The organism is Capnocytophaga haemolytica, from assembly GCF_001553545.1.
Lineage (GTDB): Bacteria > Bacteroidota > Bacteroidia > Flavobacteriales > Flavobacteriaceae > Capnocytophaga > Capnocytophaga haemolytica.
The window spans coordinates 1,177,438-1,198,643 of sequence record NZ_CP014227.1 but is presented as its reverse complement, the minus strand read 5'-3'; the positions used below and the strand labels follow the sequence as shown (position 1 = coordinate 1,198,643).

Genomic DNA, 21,206 nt, shown 5'->3' with positions numbered 1-21,206 from the left:
AATGTAATAAATAATGATTATAAACAAGATATCGCAATAAAAAGGAAGAAAAACCCCAAAAAGAGAATTAAAAAGGATTAGTTTGCTAATAACTTTAAGATAGCCCTGACGACTCCTTCATTATTGTTATCGTATTCTGTAACGAAATTTGCATACTGTTTTAGCTCCTCTTGGGCATTCTTCATCGCGTAACTATACTGAGCAGCTGTTATCATTTCAACATCATTGAGGTGATCTCCAAAGACGACTGTTTCTTCAGGTGAAATACCCAATACCCGTTGTAAACAATGAATAGCATTGCCTTTGTGCACATCACTTTTAGTAATATCAAGCCAAATCTCACCCGATACTACAATGTTAAATTCGCGGTAAAAATCTTTAAGCCGTGGATATGAGTTGAGCCGTGAAATACGCTCATCACAGATAGTAATCTTAAAAATAGTATCCTGTATTGTTGAGAAGTCATTTACCTTAGTGTGCGCAGGATAATGGCGAGCAATCTCGTGGAAAATAAAGTCACTATCACTTTTTATATATGCATTCCCCTTACAACAGAGGGCAACACCAATGCCTTCAATTCCATCGCAAGCCTTCAGCAAAGGCATCACTGAGGCAAGCGTCAACGGATTTTCATAGAGGGTTTCTCCTTTGTAAATCAGTGAAGCTCCATTATCAGGCGCATAAGCGATTTCTTCTTTTATAGGAGCAAAAATCTGGTGTAAACTTTGTATTTGCCTACCACTAGCGGCGCAGAATACTATCCCTTTCTCGCGCATCTGCTCATAAGTACTCCAAAAGCGCGCAGGCACTTCTTTGCTATTAGTAACCAAAGTGCCGTCAATATCTGATACTATCAACTTAATCATACCCCTCTATCTCTTCTGCCCCTGAGCCTCCCCGTATTTATCAAACTGCTTCACCTCTATCTTCTTACCCTCAAACTGCACTTGTTCTAAGGATTTAGCTACTTCTGCACCTTTACCCACTACAATGATGCGCAGGTTATTCGCTTTAAAGTACTTATTGGCTACGCGCTTCACGTCTTCCTTAGTTACGGCATTGATGTTGGCGATATAGTTCTTGTAGAAGTCTGCAGGCAAGCCTTGTGTCTTGATGTTGATGGCATAGCGCGCGGTGGTCTGTGGTTTCTCGGTTGCCATAATAAACTGACCCAAATACTGTGCCTTTGCTTGTGCGAGCTTCTCATCGCTCACGTCATCTGTCTGTATGCGCTTGATTTCTTTCAGCACCTCTACTACGGCACTATCAGTTACGGCATTGCGCACTTGGGTGGTAATGCCAAAAGCACCCTTTGTCCACTTGTTGGGATTAAAGCTGCTGCTTGCCCCGTAGGTGTAGCCGTGCTTTTCGCGCAGGTTCATATTGATGTAGCTACCAAAGTCGCCCCCTAAGATGCTGTTAGCTATCAAGAGCGGAAAGTAGTCCTTGTCCTTCATCTTCAGGTCGATGAGGTTGGTGATGCGTATCTCCGACTGTACGGCGTTGTCGAGATCTACAAAGTCTATCTCAGTAGTCTTAACATCCTCAGGGGTGAAGAGTGCCGCACGCTTCGTCTTCACAGGCTTCCAATCCTTGAAGTACTTACTCACAAGGCTTTCTACCTCCGTAGGATTCACATCGCCCGTTACCACCATATAGGCGTTATTAGGCACAAAATGACGCTGGTAAAAGTCCTTCACATCTTTGAGGGTAATCTTCTTAAGACTTGCCTCAGTTACGTACTCCCCATAAGGGTGCTTCTTGCTATAGCGCAACACGCGCAACACGCGCTGAGCAATCGCCGCTGCGCTGTTTTCGCCCGCTTTGAGTTCTTGCAAGAGCTGTGCTTTGTTTTTATCTAACTCCTCCTGAGTGAACATAGGGTGCAAAGCTGCATCTGCCATTAGCTCTAGTACGCGCGGAAAGTACTTCGATAGCGACTGCATATAGCCCCCGTCTGGCGAGAGTGTTACATAAGCAGCGAGGTAGTCTATCTCCTCATTGAACTTATCCTTGGGGATAGTAGTGGTGCCATTGCCCAACATATACGAAATCAACTGACTTATCCCTGCCTTATCGCCCTCCAATACAGGCAGTTCGTCAAGGGTGAGTTGCACAGCTACGCGTGGTAGCTTATGGTTCTCCACTACAAGGAGCGTGAGTCCGTTGGGGAGTTTATAGGTCTTGGGTTCGCCTAAGTTGATGCTGGGGGTAGGTCCCGATTGGGGTTGCTTGCTTCTATCTATCTGCGCTGTTGCCATTGTTGCAATCGTTGTAAATAATATCGTGAATATCAATTGTATACGTCTCATAGCTGCTACTTTTTAGGGTTATCGGTTTTGGGTAAATAGTCGAGGTCTAAGCGTTGGTTCTTATTCAGGTACTGCTTTGCCACACGCTGTATATCCTCACGGGTGATAGAGCGATAGGTATCTATCGACTTGTTGATGCGGTTCGTATCCTTATGGAAGGTGTAGTTATCCGCCAGCGAAAGCGCAATGCCTTCCATATTGGCATTTTGGTTCACATATTGGTTCTCTATTTGGTTTTGTAGCTTCTCAAACTCGCGTTGTGAGATGAGCTGGTTCTGTAGCTTTTCTATCTCCTCGTCCATCTCTTTGCCTACCTGCTCAAGGGTTACCCCAGGCATTGGCAATACCCCCATAATGTAACAACCATAGTCCTCTTGCGAGTCAGAGAAGGCAAGCACTTGCATTGCCATCTTCTTATCGTCTACGAGCTTCTTGTAGAGGCGTGAACTCTTGCCATCGGTGAGGATAGAGGCAATGAGCTCCAACACATACGCATCGCGCTCTGTCATTGCAGGGGTGCGATAGGCGTAGAGCTTCACGGGTATCTGTATGTTAGGGTCGTACTCCGTTACCTTTATCGTTTGGGTGATAGGGTCTTCCACTACCTTATGGCGCACGATCTTTGCCCCTGTATTGGGTATATTGGCAAAGTAGCCTTCAATCCACTGCTTAGCTTGCGCCTTGTCAAAGTCGCCTGTTACCACCAGTGTAGCATTGTTAGGATTGTAAAACTTCTTCTTAAAGGCGATAAACTCATTGAGCTTGGCAGCGTCTAAGTGCTCAATCTTCCCAATCACCGACTCGGCGTAAGGGTGCTTCTTAAAGAGATAGGGGTTGATACCCGTGCGGTACATTATCTTGCCATAAGGAGCATTGTCAATACGCACATTCTTCTCTTCCTTCACTACGGCGTTTTGCGTGCTCACGCCTATCTCGTTGATGACGGGGTGCAGCAGTCGTTCAGACTCAAGCCATAAGCCCAATTGCAACTTGTTAGAGGGCAACACTTCGTAGTAGTAGGTCTTGTCCTGTGTGGTAAAGGCATTATTCTGTCCGCCATTGGAAGAAACAATATCGAACCACTTGCCGCGTGGGATATACTCCGACCCCTCAAAGAGCAAGTGCTCAAAGAAGTGCGCAAAGCCTGTGCGGTTGCGGTCTTCGTCCTTAGCCCCCACGTGGTACATCACGCCCACGGCTACCACCGGTGCCCTATTATCCTGATGCAGAATCACGTGCATCCCGTTCTTTAAATCGTATTCTTCAAAAACTACTTCCTGTGCCATAACTGCTGATGAAAATACTGCTGCTGTTATTGATAATAATTTGTTCATATTGATGGTAATTATTAGTAATCAGGGGTTAAGAACTAAGCCTTAGAGTGCCAAACCCAATCCTAAATCCCGCCGCAAAAGTACAACTTTTCCCCCACTCCACCAAATAAACGCCTACTTTTTTGCTCTTAATACACTCACTTCCCCCTTCTCATTTCCCGCACCTGCCTCCTGACCTCTGATCCCTGCCCCCCTGATCTCTGCTTTCTAAAAAAAATATTCATTATCTATTGTCCATTATAAAATATTTTGTACTTTTGCCCCATCTTTTTAACAATACCACAACACAACATATTTTCACAACAGCTAACACCTCATACCCCATACCTCACACCTCAAACCTAAGAAGAAGGTAAGAGCAACGTAAGAGCAAGGTAAGAGCAACTCCGGTATCAATACGGATGCAGTACGGATGATCTACGGATAATATTCCTACCCAAAAACCTCCCTTTACTATCTTTTAGGCTTCTTCAGCTATTATCAATTACATAATGATTGATAGGATTTATTGATAAAACAGCAATGAGAAATGAGAGATAAGAGATAAGTAATCAGAAGCGAGAAACAAAAAGCCAGCCGCCAGTAAGGCATAACCCTACTGGTGGCTGGCTTCTCTTTACTCTCTGTTCTCTACTCTTTACTCATTAAAGAAGGCACCACCCCCCACCGCTTCTTAAACGCCTTTGAAAAGTGCGACACGTAGGTATATCCACACTCCCACGCCACTTCGCTCACATTCATATCCGTTTCTGTGAGCAAGCGGCGTGCCAGTTGCATCTTGTGCTCAAAGAGGTAGCCGTAGACCGTAGTGCCGTACGCCTCCTTAAAACTCACACACAGCTTCGTAGGGTTTAAGCCTACCTTATGTGCGAGCACCTCAATGGAAGGCGTATGCCACAAATCTGATGTGATAATATGCTGTACCTCTTCTAAACGATCGCAATCGGCAGCGTGCTTCCTGTATTTGCCTACTGCCCTACCCTCAGCTTCTGTAAATAGCAGAAGAAAAAGCTCCAACACTTTAAGATCTGCATAAACATTGGCACTATTGCCCAAAAGCTGATGATCTTGAAGCTGCCTAAGTATCTGCACTACCTCAAAATGCTTAGTATAACAAGGTTTTTCAGTAAGGAAGAAGCCCTTACCCGCTTCATATCGCTCAAAGTGTGGCATAAACACCTCTGAATACTGCTCTGCTATTGACTGAAAATGAGCCGCATTCACGTTTATAGTGATGCCCTCACACAAATCATCCTGCTTAAAAGCCTCTTGGATATGATACCCCTCTTTACTAAAAAATAGGATGTATTCCCCTTTTCTGATATGCATATTCCCAAGGTGTGGCGTTTCCATACACAAACCGTATTTCGATTGCCTCATATAGCAAAACCGCACTAAAGGAATATCCTCTCTACCTTCAAGTAATACATCTTCCGAAAAGCAAGACTGCCCACGGTACAGCGTATGGCTACCTATCTCTTGCGAATCGAATAAAAACTCCTGTTTCATACTGTTATGTACTTGAGATAGTGCTAATTCTTCTATGTTTTCAGCATTAATATGTCTCATAAATCTAAATTATCAACCAAGTATAAAAAATAATAAATCAGGTATAACACTTCTTTATCTCATTGCCGTACCTTTGCCTCGTAAATTCCTAAGGTTAAATACCTCATCCTACCTAAGTAGGCTATATGGACTATTTATAGCCTACTTATAGGGTAGGAGAATAGTTTAAAAGCAAAAGTATATAAAACAATCTAAATGACAAAATAATTTCTTTCTTTTTATAGTGATAAAAACAACTAACACATAGAGAAAGAGAACATTAAAATACAGAAAAGAAATATAACCTAATATTTGTTATGAGAAAATTATTTTTAACATTTGTTGCCCTTGTCGTGGGCAGTTTTACAGCGATGGCACAGTCCACCGTAGGCTTAGAAGCTCGTGCAGGGCTTAATATCTCAAAACTTTATTTTGTCGATGACTACGACTTTGAGAACAACGCAAATTCAGGTGTGAATGCAGGATTACTTCTTACAGTCGATTTCCCAAAAGGAGTTGGGTTCGAAACAGGCTTAGTCTTTTCTGTAAAAGGAAACTCAAGTGAAGTAGAGACCAATAATCGTACAGATGAGCATTATTGCACCCGTAGCTATTTAGAACTACCCGTGCATTTCAGATATCGTGTACCTATCGATGATAAGGTAACATTCGTCGCTCGTGTTGGTACGTATTATGCAGTAGGGGTATATGGTAGAGATAAAGAAGAAATCACTATCAAAGATCCTAATGGAAGTGAGCATCAAACCACTAAAAACCATAAAATGACCATCGGCACAGGTAGCAATGCTGGTTTTAGGCCTTTTGATGTAGGTTTACAAGCTGGTTTAGGGGTAGAAGTAGGACGCTTCACGAGTTCGGCTCAGTTCAGTTATGGATTTTTAAACGTACTGCCTAAGGATACTTACGGCAATACCCATAATATGACTCTCAGCTTCATAGTGGGAATAAAAATATTTTGATTTACAATATAAAAGCGGTGTAAGTAGCCCACACTACCTATGCCGCTTATTCTTCTATTGCTAAAAACAAAAATATCGATTATGAGAAAATATATTTGGCTGTTATTAATAGTATTACCGCTCTTATCACAAGGGCAGGTCATCATCAGAACCGACCTAATCACCGATAGCAAACTCAAAGACGACCACGTCCCTGAGGATGAACCCTCACCTACTATTGGCTCAGGCGATATGCTCAAATACAGCTTGCAAGGTACTTTGCCCGTCTTCTACGAGCAGAACGACTCTGGTCAGCCTAGCGCTTGGCTCATCGGCTTTAACGCTGCTTACGCTACAATGAGCAATCACGATGCTGCCAAAGCCCTTGTACCTTCAAAACTCTTCAACGCAGGGCTCAACCTCGCTCACGTGCGTCCACTCTCTGAGCGTTGGCTGCTGATGTGTTCCCTTGGTGCAGGATTCTATTCAGATACCCACGACACCTCTTGGCAACAAGTACTCGGCAGTGGCGGAGCTATCTTTGCCTATCAATGGCGCCCCAACCTCCTTGTTGGGGTAGGCGGAGGAGTGAGCAATGCCTTGGGGTTGCCGATGCTGATGCCTATGCTCTACCTCAGATACTCCCTTGAAGGAAAATACGAGTTCTCAGCCGAACTAACCTCTACGATAAAGATCGCCGCTGCACGCAAATGGGACGAGCATTGGAAATTAGAACTCAACGCCTTAGAGGGTGATGGAATGAGCGCCATAGTAAAGCGCGAAGGCGATTGGAAGCTCTTCGGAATGATGCAGCTCAGCGGAAGCATTTCACCAGTATACTATTTCAGCGAGAAGACCTCTATCTTTGCCAGTGTAGGGGTAGACTATGCCCGCTCTGTACAACTCTCCGAGCGCTCCCTCAAAAGTATTTTTAATGACAATACCGACTATCGATTTAACCCCGCTCCACACATCTCCATAGGGTTTAGATATGGGATGTAACACACATAAACACGTAACTTTAAACATTTAGTAATGATGACACTAAGCTTAAGTTAAGCGACGTAAAATTGAGTGTAGGCTACCAGCCACACAAGCGATTAAATAAGCCAGCCTTTGTAGGAAACACCTACAAGCGGCTGGCTTTATTAATTCGCTGTGCACGTTGCACCTCTTTACTATTTACTCTCTACCCCCAACACTTTCAAATACACCTTATAATCATTGGGGATTTGCAAAGCAGCGCAGCCCTCTAAATCCACCTCAGGAGCCTTAAAATCAGGAAGCACCTTGCGCAATACAGCATCGAACTTCTGTGGGTGAGCTGTAGCTAAGAAAGTGCCATACTGCCCCCCTTTTAGGTAATGCTCTAAGGCGGTGAGTGCCACTGCGCCGTGCGGGTCGAGCACATAACCCTGCTGTGCTACTTCTGCTATCTTCGAAAGTGTTTGCGCATCACTTACGCGATAGGCGAGCACTTTCTCCTTGATAAGTGCGTACTCCCCGCCAAAAAGCTCCTGTATGCGCGCAAAATTACTCGGATCGCCCACATCCATAGCATTGGAATAAGTGCTTACCGAAGGCTTAGCCTTATAATCGCCTGTGAGGGTATACTCATAAAACGTATCGTTGGCATTGTTCGCCGCGATGAATTGTGCAATAGGCAGCCCCATCGCTTGCGCATACAATCCTGCGGTGATATTGCCAAAATTACCACTCGGCACCGATACCACCCACTTCCTACCTTTGAGGTGCGACTTCACCTGCTTGTAGGCAAAGAAATAATACAGCATCTGCGGCAAGAAGCGCGCCACATTGATAGAGTTCGCACTACTGAGTGCCATCACCTCATTAAGCCGCTCATCGTGGAGTGCTTGCTTTACCAGTGCCTGACAGTCGTCAAAAGTACCCTCAACAGCCACAGCAGTGATGTTCTTACCGAGCGAGCACATCTGCCACTGCTGAAAAGCACTTACCTTCCCCTTAGGAAAAAGAATTACCACGCGCACGCCTTCCACCTCGTAAAAGCCGTGTGCCACCGCGCTACCCGTATCGCCAGAGGTAGCCACCAGTACCGTTACAGGCTTGGACTTATCGGCAAACGCACCCAAGCAACGTGCCATAAAGCGCGCCCCTACGTCCTTAAATGCCATAGTCGGACCGTGGAAAAGCTCCAATACCGAAAGGTTATCTCGCAGCTCCACCACCGGCGTATGGAAGGTAAACACCTCCTCCAATAACTGCGAAAGCTGCTCCCTACGCATCGAGCCTTCCACGTAAGGATACAAGGCAGTCGTAGCTACCTCCTTATCAGAAAGCTGCTCTATCTCCTCAAAAAAGGAGATAGGCAAAACGGGTATCCGCTCAGGGACGAACAGTCCCTTATCACGCCCCAAACCTTTGATAGTAGCGTCTTTAAAAGACACTACCTCATCTTTGTGTTGTATATTGTAATAGTTCATTATTTCCTATCTAAATCTGTAATGAGCAGCGGATTATCCCTCTGCATCTTTTTAAGCAGTGCCTCCACGGCCTCTACGTTGTTCAGCGGCTTTAAGTACTCGTATTCTGCTGAGGTAAGCCCTACCATTTGCAAAAACTGCACCTTGCCGTTTGGTGTATCAATCGTGCCGAGCTCGGGGTCGGGAGCAAAGGCAAGTGCTGTGATATCCGTGTCGTAATCCAAACGTATAGGTCCATTGGCAGGAATAAAGTGATACGGATCGAAATACCGCTTGCTCTCATTGACGTAGCGCGCCAAGTTCTGCATCAGGTTTTGCACCCAATAGATATTGTTGTCGCCCTGTTTCTTCATCCGATACGTAAACTCAAAGCCCCAGCCGCTGTACTCTTCCTCTGTATACTCATCGTCGTAATACAAGAACGACATCCCATAGCTCACAAAGTGAAAATGCGGCTCTTGCTTATTGCTCTCATAGATACTAATCCCGTCAAGAGGATCATCTCCACCAAACCTTGAGGAGATAATCGGGGCAAAATGTTGCGGCTCTTGCGCCCCGTATAGTTTTTCGAGGGCAGCATCAATAGCCTCCCACCCTGGCGCATCATCTTTACTGAAACGCGCTTTGTACTCTTCTTGTGTCATACAATATAAAGATTTTAAAATGCAAAAATAGGTTTTTATCTTTAAACTACCAAATAAAATTATAGGCTAATTAGGTCAATCGCACAAAAGTCACCCTCTGGATCTCGGATTCAGTACGGACACATCACGGATACAGATCATAGTTCAGTATTACCATAGTATTAAGTTAGTATTAGGTTAGTATTAGGTTTAGCGAATAACCATCGAACAATTAACGAGTTACAAAGCCTCCAAAAACCCTCTATTATACACACTTTATACAGTTATAAACCCGATTTTTTCGTGCGATTGACCTGATAAAGTTCTCATTTCCATAGATTATTCACTAAAAATTCGTATCTTTGTCACGTGATTTCAGCCGCTCATTCTTATGATAATTGTACTACTCACATTCACAACCCTACTCAGCACTACTATCCCACAGGCAATAGCACAACATCGCCTAAAAGTAGAAGGCGTATTGCTCATCGCTTACGACAAGCAAGGTTACTTTAGCCTCTGGCGACAGACAGGAAAAGATGCGTATTGGTTTGTACGCTATCATTTTGAAAATAATCCTTCATAGAAAGCAACTAAGCACTAAAAAAGGATTGACTAAAAAGCCAATCCTTATAAGTTATGCTTAAAACAGATTATTATAGATTTGCATCAATAAGCGCCTTAATTTGCTGACCAGATGAAGGACGCGGTGCATTGGTACTGATAACCTTTCCTTCTTTATCTACCAAAACAAAACGCGGTATTGAAGTCGCTTCATAGGTATGTATAAAATTAGGGTTCTCAAGGATATTCGCAAATAGCTGCACTCCTGTCATCTTATTATTCTTGAGAAAGTCATCCCATTGCTTCTTAACCTCATCAATTGAAATACTGACAAAGGCTATATTCTTACCCTGATATTCAGCTTCCAGTTTCTGCAAAGCTGGAATTTCCTTCTTACAAGGAGCACACCAAGTAGCCCATAGATCAATATAAAGGAGTTTGCCTTTGAAACTATCGGATGACACCATTTTACCATCCCTATCCACTAGATTAAAAGCTGGCAATGGTAGCCCGTCTTTAAAAGACACCATACTTGCCATTCGAGCCTCTAACTGGGCAAGTATATCTTTGTCTTTCACATATTTCTTTACAGTAGTGATAATCTTATTGTTTTCCTCAGGTGTATTCTTATCTGAAATGAGGTTAATCAACAAAGCTGCTAAGTCAGACTTGATGTTTTCGGACTTTATTTTGCTAAGGTAAGTCATTAAAGGAGCAAGCTTATCAGTAGCATTAGGATCATACTGCTGAGAGAAATTGTTGTATACCAAATCCTGATAAGTGCCAAATGTGTTAAAATCGTCAGCATTGTCATAATCTATCTTAGCTACTTCATCGGCATATTCTTTTGGTAATGTTACCTTCTTACCTGTAATCTGCTCGTGAATTAGGGGATAAGCACTCTTAAAGAGCAACAGACGGTACTCGTTGGACTTCTTTTCATTCTTGATAAAACTCTTTGAAAGATTTTTAGTATCACTCAAAAAGTCGTTGAATTTCTTTTCCAATTCAGTTATTCCCTTCTTAAAGCCAGCAGGCTCTTCGGTAAAAATGCCCTTATACTCCTGATCGGTTTGCATAAGAAAGTCCGTCTTCTTCAAGAGATAGCTACTTGCCACCGTATCTCTACCTGAAAACTTAATAGGGTGCGCAGGGTTGAAGGGTGTAATCTCTACTCCGAGCTCATCGCCTTTTTCAAGGTAAAGAGGAAACTTAAAATTCATATTATCTGTAATATAGTAGTAGTTAGAAGCTATCTTCAAGGTATCGCGGAATGTACCATCGGGGTTTAGTTTCAATTCCTTGGTGGTGCCTGCCCCCACTAACTTGATGGGCGCACCATTAAAACCTTCTAATTTACCTGACAACACCACGTAATCAGGACGATTATTGCAGGCTACAAGACTAAGCGCTGCAGCTGATAAGATAATTAGTTTTTTCATTTACTTGTCATTTAATTGGGACAAAAGTACGAATAATATTTTATATAGCAAGTATTACGATATTTTTTTTCATTTTTATTGAAGAATTAAGAATTGGTATATAAAATAAAAATCACTCGGTAAGCTATTTACCAAGTGATTTATTCACAAAAATATTTATTAAACTTTAATTCTTAAAGAATGAGTCGACAAACTCATATTTATTGAATATCTGCAAGTCGTCAATACCTTCACCCACCCCTATATATTTCACAGGCACTTTAAACTGGTCGGAGATGCCAATCACTACACCTCCTTTAGCTGTACCATCAAGCTTAGTGACGGCAAGCGCTGTGACTTCGGTAGCCTTGGTAAATTCCTTAGCTTGCTCAAAAGCATTCTGCCCTGTAGAGCCATCAAGCACCAAAAGCACTTCATCAGGAGCATCAGGCACTACTTTTTGCATTACACGCTTTATCTTGCTGAGCTCATTCATCAGGTTGATCTTATTATGCAAGCGCCCTGCTGTATCAATGATAACCACATCCATCCCTTGACTTACTGCCGAACTGAGGGTATCGTAAGCCACTGAGGCGGGGTCACTACCGATCTGTTGCTTTATAATAGGTACTTCCACATGGTCAGCCCATACCTGTAACTGGTCGATAGCCGCTGCGCGGAAGGTATCAGCAGCACCGAGCATTACCTTTAGCCCTTGTTTTTTAAGCTGGTAGGCGAGCTTTCCGATGGTGGTCGTTTTACCTGCCCCATTAACGCCTACTACCATCATCACATACGGTTTTTTATTGGTTGGCAAACTGAAATCGGTAGCTTCACCCACATTAGTCTCAGAGAGCAATCCCGCTATTTCCTCACGAAGGATATTGTTAAGCTCATTGGTGCCCATATACTTTTCCTTAGCTACACGAGCCTCAATCCGATCAATGATTTTAAGGGTGGTATTTACCCCTACATCACTAGCTATAAGTACCTCCTCAAGATTGTCGAGTACATCCTCATCTACCTTTGATTTGCCTACTAAGGCTTTCCCAAGACGATCAAAAAAGCTGTTTTTTGACTTCTCTAAGCCTTTATCCAAGGTTTCCTTCTTCTCCTTGGAGAAGATATTTTTTAAAAAATTTAATGCCATTTTTTTAATGATTAATGATTAATGACTAACAGGAACCCTGTCAAAACAATCATCATCTGTTTGACGCTGCAAATATACAAAAGAATTCACAATACACAAAGTACCAGCAAAATTATGCATTATTCATTGTACACTATACATTAAAAAAAGCCGTCTCTCGACAGCTTTTTGAATATGATAAAAATAGAGAAAATTTAATTATTTCTGCTTTAAAAATTCATCTACTTGCTCAGGAGATACTACACCTTCAACAAAAGTGTAAGCTCCTGTTTTTGGGGATTTAACCATTTTGATCACCTTAGTGTGCTTCTTTGATTTCCCTTGCAATGTTGCTACTGTTTTCTTTGCCATAACGTTTTATTATTTAATTTCTTTATGAACAGTTACTTTTTTTAATACTGGGTTGAATTTCTTCAATTCCAAACGGTCTGGTGTGTTCTTCTTATTCTTGGTAGTAATATAGCGTGAAGTTCCTGGCATACCAGAATCTTTATGCTCTGTACATTCCAAAATAACCTGTATTCTATTCCCTTTCTTAGCCATTTTGTGTGTGTTTTATTAGTTAATATATCCCTTTTTTTCTACTTCTTTAAGCACTGCATAAATCCCCTTCTTGTCAATAGTCTTGATTGCAGCTGCTGATACTTTCAATGTAATCCAACGGTTTTCTTCTGGAATGAAGAAGCGTTTGGTACGTAAATTTACGTTAAACTTGCGTTTTGTTCTGTTCATTGCGTGCGATACATTATTGCCCGTCAATGCCTTTTTACCTGTTAAGTCACAAACTCTTGCCATTTTTCTCTATTGTTATTAATTATTTAATTTCTTAAATCTCGTAAATCAGGGCGCAAAGATACGTACTTTTTTTATATTAGCCAAATTATTTTTGTATTTTTATTGTTCAGAAGTAATACTCTACTAACTTTAAAGAAATATAAACTTCCGTGTATCAGCTTATTGCAAGTGATTTTCTCCTTTGAAATTTTATTTTACTTCCCAATGCAAAAGCGTGAAAAAATATTCCCTAAGAGTTCATCGTTGGTCACCTCACCTGTAATACTTCCTAGATGATAAAGCGCCTCACGGATATCAATTGCCAACAGATCACCTGAAAGATGCGCTTCTAACCCCTCCTCTACCCTATCGATAGCTGTCAGAGCATTGTTGAGTGCTTCATAATGGCGAAGGTTAGTAATCACACTGTTGCCCGTCGTAGCTGTGAGGGTTTGTGCATAGCTTGCAAGTACTTGCTTTAAGCGATCAACATTTGTGTGATTTTTAGCTGATATATCAATTATCGTATCTGTAAAAGCAGGAATCAGGGCTTCTCTTATTGGGCGATCGAAAGCCTCAAGGTTCTGTGTATTTATATCCGACTTGTTGTGCAACAATATTACTTTCAGACCACTGCGATGAAGCACATCCTTTACAAAAGCAATGACTTCCTCAGGTGTATCCTCCAATTCACTGTAAAGAAAAAGAACTATCTTAGCCGTTGCAATTTTCTCCTTAGCCTTTCTCACTCCGATTTCTTCGATGCTATCGGTTGTTTGACGGATACCCGCCGTATCAATAAAGCGAAATGCCAGCCCCCCTATATGAAGTACCTCCTCGATCGTATCGCGGGTAGTGCCTGCAATATCCGAGACGATAGCGCGCTCCTCATTGAGCAATGCGTTGAGCAAAGTAGACTTACCTGCATTAGGTTTGCCCACAATAGCTACTGGAATTCCGTTTTTAAGTGCATTCCCTGTAGAAAATGAATCAGTGAGATGTTTTATAGTTGTTTTTATTTGAGAAAGTAGTGTTTTAAACTGAGTTCTATCGGCAAACTCAACATCTTCTTCCGAGAAATCGAGTTCTAACTCAATTAGAGAGGCAAAGTTAAGCAATTCTTGTCGCAAATGGGCGATCTCGGAAGTAAAACCTCCTCGCATTTGCTGCATTGCTACCTGATGACTTGCTGCACTATCTGATGCTATGAGGTCGGCTACTGCTTCTGCCTCGCTGAGAGCCAGCTTCCCATTGAGGAATGCCCGCTTGGTGAACTCGCCCGCTTCGGCTAAACGGCAGCCTTGAGCCAGACACAACTTGATAACTTCCTGCACAATATAACTACTTCCGTGGCAGGAAAACTCCACGGATGGCTCACCTGTATACGACTTATTCCCCTTAAAAACAGTGGCTAAGCACTCATCTATCACACGGTCGCCTTCGGCAATAGTACCCAGATGTACCGTGTGAGAAGGTACCTGAGCAAGATTGTGAGTATGATAAGGGTGGAAAACGCGATCGGCAATGGCAATCGCCTCTGCCCCTGAGAGCCTGATAATAGAGATAGCTCCAGCCCCTGAGGCTGTTGCCAAGGCAATGATAGTGTCCATTTATTTCTTAGTGATCAGTGATTAGGGGTTAGTGATTAGTATAGTTCTTTCTTAGATCTAACTCATCTCTAATCACTAACCCCTAATCTCTATTTTTATAATACTTTTCGCAATAGGCGCAACTGATGGGTATAATCGCGCAGTTCGTTATTGAAAATGCCGATGTGGTCAAGGCGGTCGATACGGACTTTCCCGTAGGAATGGATGATCTTATTGTCGCCGAGCAATATGCCTACGTGGATGATATTCCCCTCATCATCGTCGAAAAAGGCGAGGTCGCCAGCGGAAGTTTCCTCAATAAAGCTAATGAGTTGCCCTATTTCAGCCTGCTTCTTGGCTGTGCGCGGCAGCTTTATGCCATTGAGCTTAAAGGCAGTCTGCACCAAGGCGGCATCATCAATACCGAGGGGGGTCTTTCCACCTGCGAGGTAAGGCACGTCGAGGTACTCCAAAGCGGTAGGCACAACACCTTCGCAGGGCATTTTCTGGGTGGACTGTGAAGTGCCTAAGAGGTGGTTATAGGAGAAGGTAGCTCCTTTGGGGATGTGGAGAAAGCGCCCTTCCTGAGTGCGGATGCGCAGTTTAGTCATCCAGCGATGGGCGTACTTGTCCTTCTTTTTTAGACACTTGCGGAGGTCTTTATCTGATATTTTCTGAAATTGACTATTGGCGATCCAGCCTTCGCTTTGGTCGAAAAGTAGGCGCACGTAGCTCCAATCCTCTTGTTGGTCAATCACTTGGAGTAATTCACCAAAGAGGACTTGGTTGATCATCTCAGAGGCTTCAAGAGGCTCTAAACGTATAGGGACGACGCTCAGGTGGCATATCCCGTAGGGCATTTCTAAAATTCGCATATCCATTAGGTCGCAAAAGTATGAAAATAAATAATACTAGCCAAGTTTTTACGAAAAAAATACAATTTTTAATCAGTCGAGCATCATCGTTCTTGGAGAGTTGTGCCACTATTAATTCGCCTTAAGTCCGTTCTGTATCCGTTCTGTATCCGTTCTGTATCCGTTCTGTATCCGTTCTGTATCCGTTCTGTATCCGTTCTGTATCCGTTCTGACTTCGTTCAGTGTTCGAGATGTATTTGGGAAGTGTTCGTGGTGAAAGCGTAGCGATCCTTGTGTTTTTATGATGGGCACTCTTAATGGGCTGGTAACTTTTATATTGACATCCTGCTGTCGGCTTGCCTTTGTAGGTATCATATATAATAGGTGTAACAGGCGTTTCGCAACAAACCTATGAAGGTTTTTTAAGCTACTTTAAGATTTTTTTTAAGAAATTCTTGTGTAGTTCAGAAAATAGTCGTAATTTTACGCCCTGAAATTTTAACTATATATACAAATTTTTATGGATAGTATGATGTTATATCTACCATTAGTCCTTGCGATTTTAGGGCTAATCTTTATGATTTCAAAGGCTTTATGGGTAAGTAAACAGCCTTCAGGAAACGAACGAATGCGCAGCATCTCGAAGAGTATTCAAGAGGGAGCGATGGCATTTTTAGGTGCTGAGTATCGCATCTTGGCGATCTTTGTGGTGATTGCAGCGATTGCTTTATTTATTGTGTCGCGCGTGGTGGAAACCTCTCACTGGCTGATTGTTGTGGCCTTTGTGTGCGGGGCATTTTTCTCAGCCTTGGCAGGTAATATCGGTATGCGTATTGCCACCCGTGCCAATGTGCGCACCACTGAGGCAGCACGTACGAGTTTGCCTAAGGCACTGAAAGTGTCTTTCAGTGGGGGTACCGTTATGGGCTTAGGGGTTGCAGGCTTGGCTGTATTGGGCTTGAGCTTGTTCTTCTTGCTGTTCCTTTGCAGCTTTGTGGGCAAAGGTGGTGTTTTCTACGATGAAATGACAATGGTGCTCGAGGCTTTGGCTGGCTTCTCATTAGGGGCTGAGTCGATTGCGCTCTTTGCACGTGTGGGTGGTGGTATTTACACCAAAGCTGCTGACGTAGGGGCTGACTTAGTAGGTAAAGTAGAAGCAGGTATCCCAGAAGATGACCCTCGTAACCCAGCGACTATCGCTGATAACGTAGGTGATAACGTAGGTGACGTAGCGGGTATGGGTGCTGACTTGTTTGGCTCGTATGTAGCGACCGTATTGGCATCGATGGTGCTCGGTAACTACATCATCAAAGATATGGCAATGGCTAATGGGGGCGTATTCACCGATGCTTTCGGTGGCTTAGGACCTATTCTCTTGCCGTTGGTGATTGCTGGTGTGGGGATTGTTGCCTCTATTATCGGTACTTTCTTTGTAGGTATCAAGAGCAATGAAGCTAAGGAAAAGCAAGTGCAAGGCTCGCTCAATACAGGAAACTATGTAGCGTTGGCACTCACTTTGGTAGCGTGCTTCTTCCTTATCAAATATATGTTGCCAGAGACTATCCAAATGAGTTTCTTTGGCAAGGGTGTGATGGCAGTGCCAAGCATCAATGTGTTCTATGCTACTATCGTAGGGTTGGCAGTGGGCTTGCTTATTTCAGCGTTCACAGAGCACTTTACTGCTTTGGGCAAGAAGCCAGTACTGAACATTGTTCGCAACTCATCAACTGGGGCAGCGACTAACATCATTGCAGGTTTGGCAACAGGGATGAAGTCTACCTTCTCCTCTGTATTGCTCTTTGCGATTGCTATCTGGGGTTCGTACTCTTTGGCAGGCTTCTATGGGGTAGCCATTGCTGCCTCAGCGATGATGGCTACTACAGCAATGCAGTTGGCTATTGATGCTTTCGGTCCGATTGCTGACAACGCAGGCGGGGTAGCCGAAATGAGCGAATTGCCTAAGGAAGTACGTCAGCGTACTGACATCTTAGACTCAGTGGGTAACACCACAGCCGCTGTGGGTAAAGGCTTTGCAATTGCTTCAGCCGCTTTGACCGCTTTGGCACTCTTTGCTGCTTATGTAACCTTTACGGGCATTGAAGGTATCAACATCTTCAAAGCGAACGTATTGGCAGCACTCTTTATCGGGGGGATGATTCCTGTTATCTTCTCAGCCTTGGCAATGCAATCGGTAGGGAAAGCTGCAATGGATATGGTGAATGAAGTGCGCCGCCAGTTCCGTGAAATACCTGGTATTATGGAAGGTACAGGCACACCTGAGTATGGCAAGTGTGTGGATATCTCTACTAAGGCTGCACTGCGCGAGATGATGTTGCCTGGTGCTATCACTATCATTACGCCTATTATCATCGGATTTGTAATGGGTGCTGAGGCATTGGGTGCGTATATGGCTGGTGTTGCTGTATCAGGCGTAGTATGGGCTATCTTCCAGAATAACGCTGGGGGTGCTTGGGACAATGCTAAGAAGTCGTTTGAGGCTGGTGTAGAGATCAACGGACAGATGACTTACAAAGGATCGGATGCACACAAAGCAGCCGTAACAGGCGATACTGTAGGCGACCCATTCAAGGATACCTCAGGTCCTTCAATGAATATCCTCATTAAGCTCACTTGCCTCGTAGGCTTGGTAATTGCACCGATCTTAGGCGGGCATAACAAAGCTGAAGAAGAGATGATGATTGAGGAAACTACAACATCAGAGAATAACACTACGGTAACTGATGAAATGGTAGTATTGGGTTCACTTGATGAGTTTGGTAATTTTAAATACAACGTAGGTGAAATCTCAACTATTACTTTGCCTGACAATAAAACTATTGAAGTAGGTGAAGACTCGTCAGAGCGCAAACTCATAGGGCAATTGAACGATTATGGCTTTAATGTAGCTCGTGATGCGAAGAAGAGTTGGATCACTCTCGACCGTACTTATTTCAAAACAGGCAGTGCACAACTTACTGAGGAGTCAGATGCACAGTTGCTTAACATTGTAGCCATACTGAAAGCGTATCCTAATGCAGCGATCCGTTTGGGTGGCTATACTGATAATACAGGTAGCCCAGAGGGTAACTTAGCGCTTTCTCAAAAACGTGCTGAGTCAGTAATGGCTAAGCTCATCGTACTTGGTGCTGACAAGAAACAACTATCGGCAGAAGGCTATGGGCAAGAACACCCTATCTGCCCTGAAAACGATACAGATGAGTGCAAAGCTAAAAACCGCCGTATCGATATCAGACTTACTGCGAAATAAGATTTTCTATTCATAGTTATAAACTCCAAGCAGTAGCGATACGCTTGGAGTTTATTGTTATAAATCAACACTTTAATATCATTAGATCTATGAAACAATTAAGTATAATAGGGATGTTGCTACTACTTGCAATAGGCTGCAATGACTCCCCTAACAACAAAAAGACAACAATGAAAGAGACCAATGTTGCGGATAATCCGCTACTTAAAGAAAGTGGGCTACCGTATGGAGCCCCCGATTTCTCAAAGATCACTGAGGCACATTTTCGCCCTGCTTTTGCTGAGGCAATGCACTTACAATCCGAGCGCATCAAAGCGATTGCAGAAAGTGCAGAGACGCCTACCTTTGAGAACACGATCATAGCCTTAGAGAAGAGTGGCACAGAGTTTCAGCGTGTAGAGAACGTTTTCAACGCACTGACCGAAGCGCATACCAACGACAGCTTGCAAGCTATACAGCGAGAGCTCTCTCCGCGCTTTGCCGCCCACCGCGACTCTATTTACCTCAATGACAAACTCTTTACGAGAATTAAAATCCTCTACAACGAACGGGGAAAGTTAACCTTAGACAAAGAGTCGGAGAAGTTGCTCACTAACTATTATGAGAAGTTTACCATTGCTGGGGCTAACCTTCCTGAGAAGGACAAGGAGACTTTAAAGCAATACAATGAGCAGTTGGCGAGTTTGGAGACGCAGTTTAACCAGCTATTGCTGGAAGGAAACCTTGCTGCAGCACAACAGTTCACCGATCGTAAGGCACTTGAAGGGCTTAGTGAGGAGCAATTAGAGAGCATCAAAGAAGGTAATGGCTGGAAAGTACCTTTGCAGAACACTACCCAACAGCCCCTACTGAGTGACCTGAAAGACCGCACAACACGCCAGCGCCTCTTTGATGCCAGCTGGAAGCGCACCGATGGCGGGGCACATAGCACCAATGAGGTGATTGTGAAGATCGCTACCCTACGCGCTAAAAAAGCACAACTTTTAGGCTTTAAGAATTATGCTGAGTGGAGTTTGCAACAGACAATGGCAAAAACCCCAGAGGCTATTGAGGCGTTCTTTGCACAACTTGTGCCTGCCTCAGTAGCTAAAGCCAAAGCCGAAGGAGCTGAAATACAAGCCCAAATAAAAAAGACAGGTGGCAACTTCGCCTTAGCCCCTTACGACTGGAACTACTATGCCGAACAAGTCCGCAAAGCTAAATACGACCTTGATGAGAATGCCATAAAGCCCTATTTTGAACTGAAGAGTGTGGTGGAGAAAGGTGTGTTTTACGCGGCTACTCAGCTCTATGGCATTACCTTCAAAGAGCGCAAAGATATCCCCGTTTATCACCCTGATGTGTGGGTATACGAGCTCTTTGATGCCAATGGTGAGGCATTGGGGCTATTCTACGCCGATTACTACGCACGCCCCAGCAAGCGCGGTGGTGCGTGGATGAGCAACTTCGTAGACCAGTCTACCCTACTTAGCACTAAACCTGTGATTTACAATGTATGTAACTACACCAAAGGAGCTAACGGTGCACCTACCCTACTCACTTATGACGAAGTGAGTACTCTCTTTCACGAGTTTGGTCACGCTTTGCACGGTTTCTTTGCTTCACAAAAATATGCTTCACTATCAGGCACCGCTGTAGCACGCGATTTTGTGGAATTTCCTTCTCAATTTAATGAGCATTGGGCACTCTATCCAGCAATATTGACCCACTATGCTCATCATTATAAGACAGGTAAGGTAATCCCTCAGAGCCTAATTGATAAGATTAAGAAAGCGGCAACCTTCAATCAGGGGTATGCTTTCACAGAGGTATTGGCTGCTTCAGCTTTGGATTTGCAGTGGCATAGTATAACCGCAAATCAGGCAATAACCAATGCAACTGCATTTGAACAGGAGGCACTCAAAAAGACAGGATTAGCACTGCCCACAGTTCCACCGCGCTATCGTTCGAGCTACTTTGCACACATTTTTGGCGGGGGGTATGGTGCAGGCTACTATTCCTACCAATGGACGGAAATGCTCGCCCACGATGCTTACGATTGGTTTGAAGAGCACGACGGACTCACCCGCGAGAATGGCGACCGCTTCCGCAAGCTGATCCTCTCGCGCGGCAATACTGAGGACTATAAGACGATGTACGAAGCCTTCCGAGGTAAAGCAGCTACCATAGCACCATTATTAAAGTTCAGAGGATTGAAATAACAAACCTATCTCAATAAAAGGTATAAAAAAAGAAGATGTGCAAAGTCATTTTCTAAACTTTTTTAAGCTAAAAAGTAAAAAAAACGCCCAAATTATTTTTTGTATCATTTTTTTTATTAATTTTGCCCTCGAATTGAAAATTTAAA

The 21,206-nt window shown here is 43.5% G+C and carries 19 protein-coding genes; 5 read left to right on the top strand and 14 right to left on the bottom strand.

Features of this window, described 5'->3' with window-relative positions; genetic code table 11:
• Positions 1-77: 77 nt before the first annotated feature.
• The 4 genes from AXF12_RS05255 to AXF12_RS05240 form a co-directional block, all read right to left on the bottom strand.
• A complete protein-coding gene (locus AXF12_RS05255) occupies positions 78-866 on the bottom strand; it encodes a Cof-type HAD-IIB family hydrolase (RefSeq protein ID WP_066428963.1) in 789 nt (262 codons plus the stop codon).
• Between the two features lie 6 nt (positions 867-872).
• Positions 873-2,261 carry a M16 family metallopeptidase gene (locus tag AXF12_RS05250; RefSeq protein ID WP_074861039.1) on the bottom strand — a complete coding sequence of 463 codons (1,389 nt, stop codon included), beginning with the start codon at positions 2,259-2,261 and terminating at the stop codon, positions 873-875.
• A gap of 56 nt (positions 2,262-2,317) precedes the next feature.
• On the bottom strand, positions 2,318-3,598 hold the full coding sequence (locus tag AXF12_RS05245) for a M16 family metallopeptidase (RefSeq protein ID WP_066428959.1): 1,281 nt from the start codon (positions 3,596-3,598) through the stop codon (positions 2,318-2,320).
• Between the two features lie 678 nt (positions 3,599-4,276).
• Complete coding sequence (locus AXF12_RS05240) at positions 4,277-5,215, bottom strand: helix-turn-helix transcriptional regulator (protein WP_074861041.1); 939 nt, start codon at positions 5,213-5,215, stop codon at positions 4,277-4,279.
• A 296-nt stretch (positions 5,216-5,511) separates the two neighbouring features.
• On the opposite strand from AXF12_RS05240, the gene AXF12_RS05235 reads away from it, so the two are divergent.
• Positions 5,512-6,174: a porin family protein gene (locus tag AXF12_RS05235; protein ID WP_074861044.1), complete on the top strand. Its 663-nt coding sequence runs from the start codon at positions 5,512-5,514 to the stop codon at positions 6,172-6,174.
• Between the two features lie 81 nt (positions 6,175-6,255).
• Entirely contained in the window at positions 6,256-7,155 is a 900-nt protein-coding gene (locus tag AXF12_RS05230) for a DUF6268 family outer membrane beta-barrel protein (protein WP_066428952.1), read from the top strand.
• Between the two features lie 176 nt (positions 7,156-7,331).
• On the opposite strand, the gene thrC is transcribed toward AXF12_RS05230, so the two are convergent.
• Complete coding sequence (thrC, locus tag AXF12_RS05225; protein WP_066428950.1) at positions 7,332-8,615, bottom strand: threonine synthase; 1,284 nt, start codon at positions 8,613-8,615, stop codon at positions 7,332-7,334.
• Positions 8,615-9,259, bottom strand: a complete 645-nt coding sequence (locus AXF12_RS05220; protein WP_066428948.1) for a suppressor of fused domain protein — start codon at positions 9,257-9,259, stop codon at positions 8,615-8,617. Before AXF12_RS05220 ends, thrC begins: the two co-directional genes overlap by 1 nt.
• Before the next feature lie 370 nt (positions 9,260-9,629).
• On the opposite strand from AXF12_RS05220, the gene AXF12_RS05215 reads away from it, so the two are divergent.
• The gene (locus AXF12_RS05215) at positions 9,630-9,824 is read left to right on the top strand and encodes a hypothetical protein (protein WP_066428946.1); all 195 of its coding nucleotides are present in this window, start codon (positions 9,630-9,632) and stop codon (positions 9,822-9,824) included.
• 70 nt (positions 9,825-9,894) lie between these two features.
• Here the strand turns inward: AXF12_RS05215 and AXF12_RS05210 are convergent, their stop codons facing one another.
• From AXF12_RS05210 to AXF12_RS12065, 8 genes are all read right to left on the bottom strand, one after another.
• Positions 9,895-11,244, bottom strand: coding sequence for a TlpA disulfide reductase family protein (locus AXF12_RS05210; protein ID WP_066428944.1), 1,350 nt, complete (start codon positions 11,242-11,244; stop codon positions 9,895-9,897).
• 166 nt (positions 11,245-11,410) lie between these two features.
• The gene (gene ftsY / locus AXF12_RS05205) at positions 11,411-12,373 is read right to left on the bottom strand and encodes a signal recognition particle-docking protein FtsY (RefSeq protein WP_066428942.1); all 963 of its coding nucleotides are present in this window, start codon (positions 12,371-12,373) and stop codon (positions 11,411-11,413) included.
• A 198-nt stretch (positions 12,374-12,571) separates the two neighbouring features.
• A complete protein-coding gene (locus AXF12_RS11880; protein ID WP_074861047.1) occupies positions 12,572-12,724 on the bottom strand; it encodes a DUF4295 domain-containing protein in 153 nt (50 codons plus the stop codon).
• A gap of 9 nt (positions 12,725-12,733) precedes the next feature.
• On the bottom strand, positions 12,734-12,916 hold the full coding sequence (gene rpmG / locus AXF12_RS05200) for a 50S ribosomal protein L33 (protein WP_066428941.1): 183 nt from the start codon (positions 12,914-12,916) through the stop codon (positions 12,734-12,736).
• 15 nt (positions 12,917-12,931) lie between these two features.
• On the bottom strand, positions 12,932-13,168 hold the full coding sequence (gene rpmB, locus AXF12_RS05195; RefSeq protein ID WP_066428939.1) for a 50S ribosomal protein L28: 237 nt from the start codon (positions 13,166-13,168) through the stop codon (positions 12,932-12,934).
• A 194-nt stretch (positions 13,169-13,362) separates the two neighbouring features.
• On the bottom strand, positions 13,363-14,757 hold the full coding sequence (mnmE, locus tag AXF12_RS05190; RefSeq protein WP_066428937.1) for a tRNA uridine-5-carboxymethylaminomethyl(34) synthesis GTPase MnmE: 1,395 nt from the start codon (positions 14,755-14,757) through the stop codon (positions 13,363-13,365).
• A gap of 95 nt (positions 14,758-14,852) precedes the next feature.
• Positions 14,853-15,617, bottom strand: a complete 765-nt coding sequence (locus AXF12_RS05185) for a C40 family peptidase (RefSeq protein ID WP_066428935.1) — start codon at positions 15,615-15,617, stop codon at positions 14,853-14,855.
• Positions 15,618-15,732: 115 nt separating this feature from the next.
• The gene (locus AXF12_RS12065; RefSeq protein ID WP_143325071.1) at positions 15,733-15,966 is read right to left on the bottom strand and encodes a hypothetical protein; all 234 of its coding nucleotides are present in this window, start codon (positions 15,964-15,966) and stop codon (positions 15,733-15,735) included.
• A gap of 145 nt (positions 15,967-16,111) precedes the next feature.
• On the opposite strand from AXF12_RS12065, the gene AXF12_RS05180 reads away from it, so the two are divergent.
• The gene (locus AXF12_RS05180) at positions 16,112-18,859 is read left to right on the top strand and encodes a sodium-translocating pyrophosphatase (RefSeq protein ID WP_066428934.1); all 2,748 of its coding nucleotides are present in this window, start codon (positions 16,112-16,114) and stop codon (positions 18,857-18,859) included.
• Positions 18,860-18,948: 89 nt separating this feature from the next.
• Positions 18,949-21,060: a M3 family metallopeptidase gene (locus AXF12_RS05175; RefSeq protein ID WP_066428931.1), complete on the top strand. Its 2,112-nt coding sequence runs from the start codon at positions 18,949-18,951 to the stop codon at positions 21,058-21,060.
• Positions 21,061-21,206 lie beyond the last annotated feature (146 nt).

Bases quoted from the DNA above. Each gene is read 5' to 3' on its own strand.
- AXF12_RS05255 (WP_066428963.1), bottom strand. From the start codon at position 866: ATGATTAAGTTGATAGTATCAGATATTGACGGCACTTTGGTTACTAAT.
- mnmE (WP_066428937.1), bottom strand. From the start codon at position 14,757: ATGGACACTATCATTGCCTTGGCAACAGCCTCAGGGGCTGGAGCTATC.
- rpmG (WP_066428941.1), bottom strand. From the start codon at position 12,916: ATGGCTAAGAAAGGGAATAGAATACAGGTTATTTTGGAATGTACAGAG.
- AXF12_RS05240 (WP_074861041.1), bottom strand. From the start codon at position 5,215: ATGAGACATATTAATGCTGAAAACATAGAAGAATTAGCACTATCTCAA.
- AXF12_RS05210 (WP_066428944.1), bottom strand. From the start codon at position 11,244: ATGAAAAAACTAATTATCTTATCAGCTGCAGCGCTTAGTCTTGTAGCC.
- AXF12_RS05235 (WP_074861044.1), top strand. From the start codon at position 5,512: ATGAGAAAATTATTTTTAACATTTGTTGCCCTTGTCGTGGGCAGTTTT.
- rpmB (WP_066428939.1), bottom strand. From the start codon at position 13,168: ATGGCAAGAGTTTGTGACTTAACAGGTAAAAAGGCATTGACGGGCAAT.
- AXF12_RS05180 (WP_066428934.1), top strand. From the start codon at position 16,112: ATGGATAGTATGATGTTATATCTACCATTAGTCCTTGCGATTTTAGGG.
- ftsY (WP_066428942.1), bottom strand. From the start codon at position 12,373: ATGGCATTAAATTTTTTAAAAAATATCTTCTCCAAGGAGAAGAAGGAA.
- AXF12_RS05230 (WP_066428952.1), top strand. From the start codon at position 6,256: ATGAGAAAATATATTTGGCTGTTATTAATAGTATTACCGCTCTTATCA.
- AXF12_RS05250 (WP_074861039.1), bottom strand. From the start codon at position 2,261: ATGGCAACAGCGCAGATAGATAGAAGCAAGCAACCCCAATCGGGACCT.
- AXF12_RS05245 (WP_066428959.1), bottom strand. From the start codon at position 3,598: ATGGCACAGGAAGTAGTTTTTGAAGAATACGATTTAAAGAACGGGATG.
- AXF12_RS11880 (WP_074861047.1), bottom strand. From the start codon at position 12,724: ATGGCAAAGAAAACAGTAGCAACATTGCAAGGGAAATCAAAGAAGCAC.
- AXF12_RS05185 (WP_066428935.1), bottom strand. From the start codon at position 15,617: ATGGATATGCGAATTTTAGAAATGCCCTACGGGATATGCCACCTGAGC.
- AXF12_RS12065 (WP_143325071.1), bottom strand. From the start codon at position 15,966: ATGATACCTACAAAGGCAAGCCGACAGCAGGATGTCAATATAAAAGTT.
- AXF12_RS05220 (WP_066428948.1), bottom strand. From the start codon at position 9,259: ATGACACAAGAAGAGTACAAAGCGCGTTTCAGTAAAGATGATGCGCCA.
- AXF12_RS05215 (WP_066428946.1), top strand. From the start codon at position 9,630: ATGATAATTGTACTACTCACATTCACAACCCTACTCAGCACTACTATC.
- thrC (WP_066428950.1), bottom strand. From the start codon at position 8,615: ATGAACTATTACAATATACAACACAAAGATGAGGTAGTGTCTTTTAAA.
- AXF12_RS05175 (WP_066428931.1), top strand. From the start codon at position 18,949: ATGAAACAATTAAGTATAATAGGGATGTTGCTACTACTTGCAATAGGC.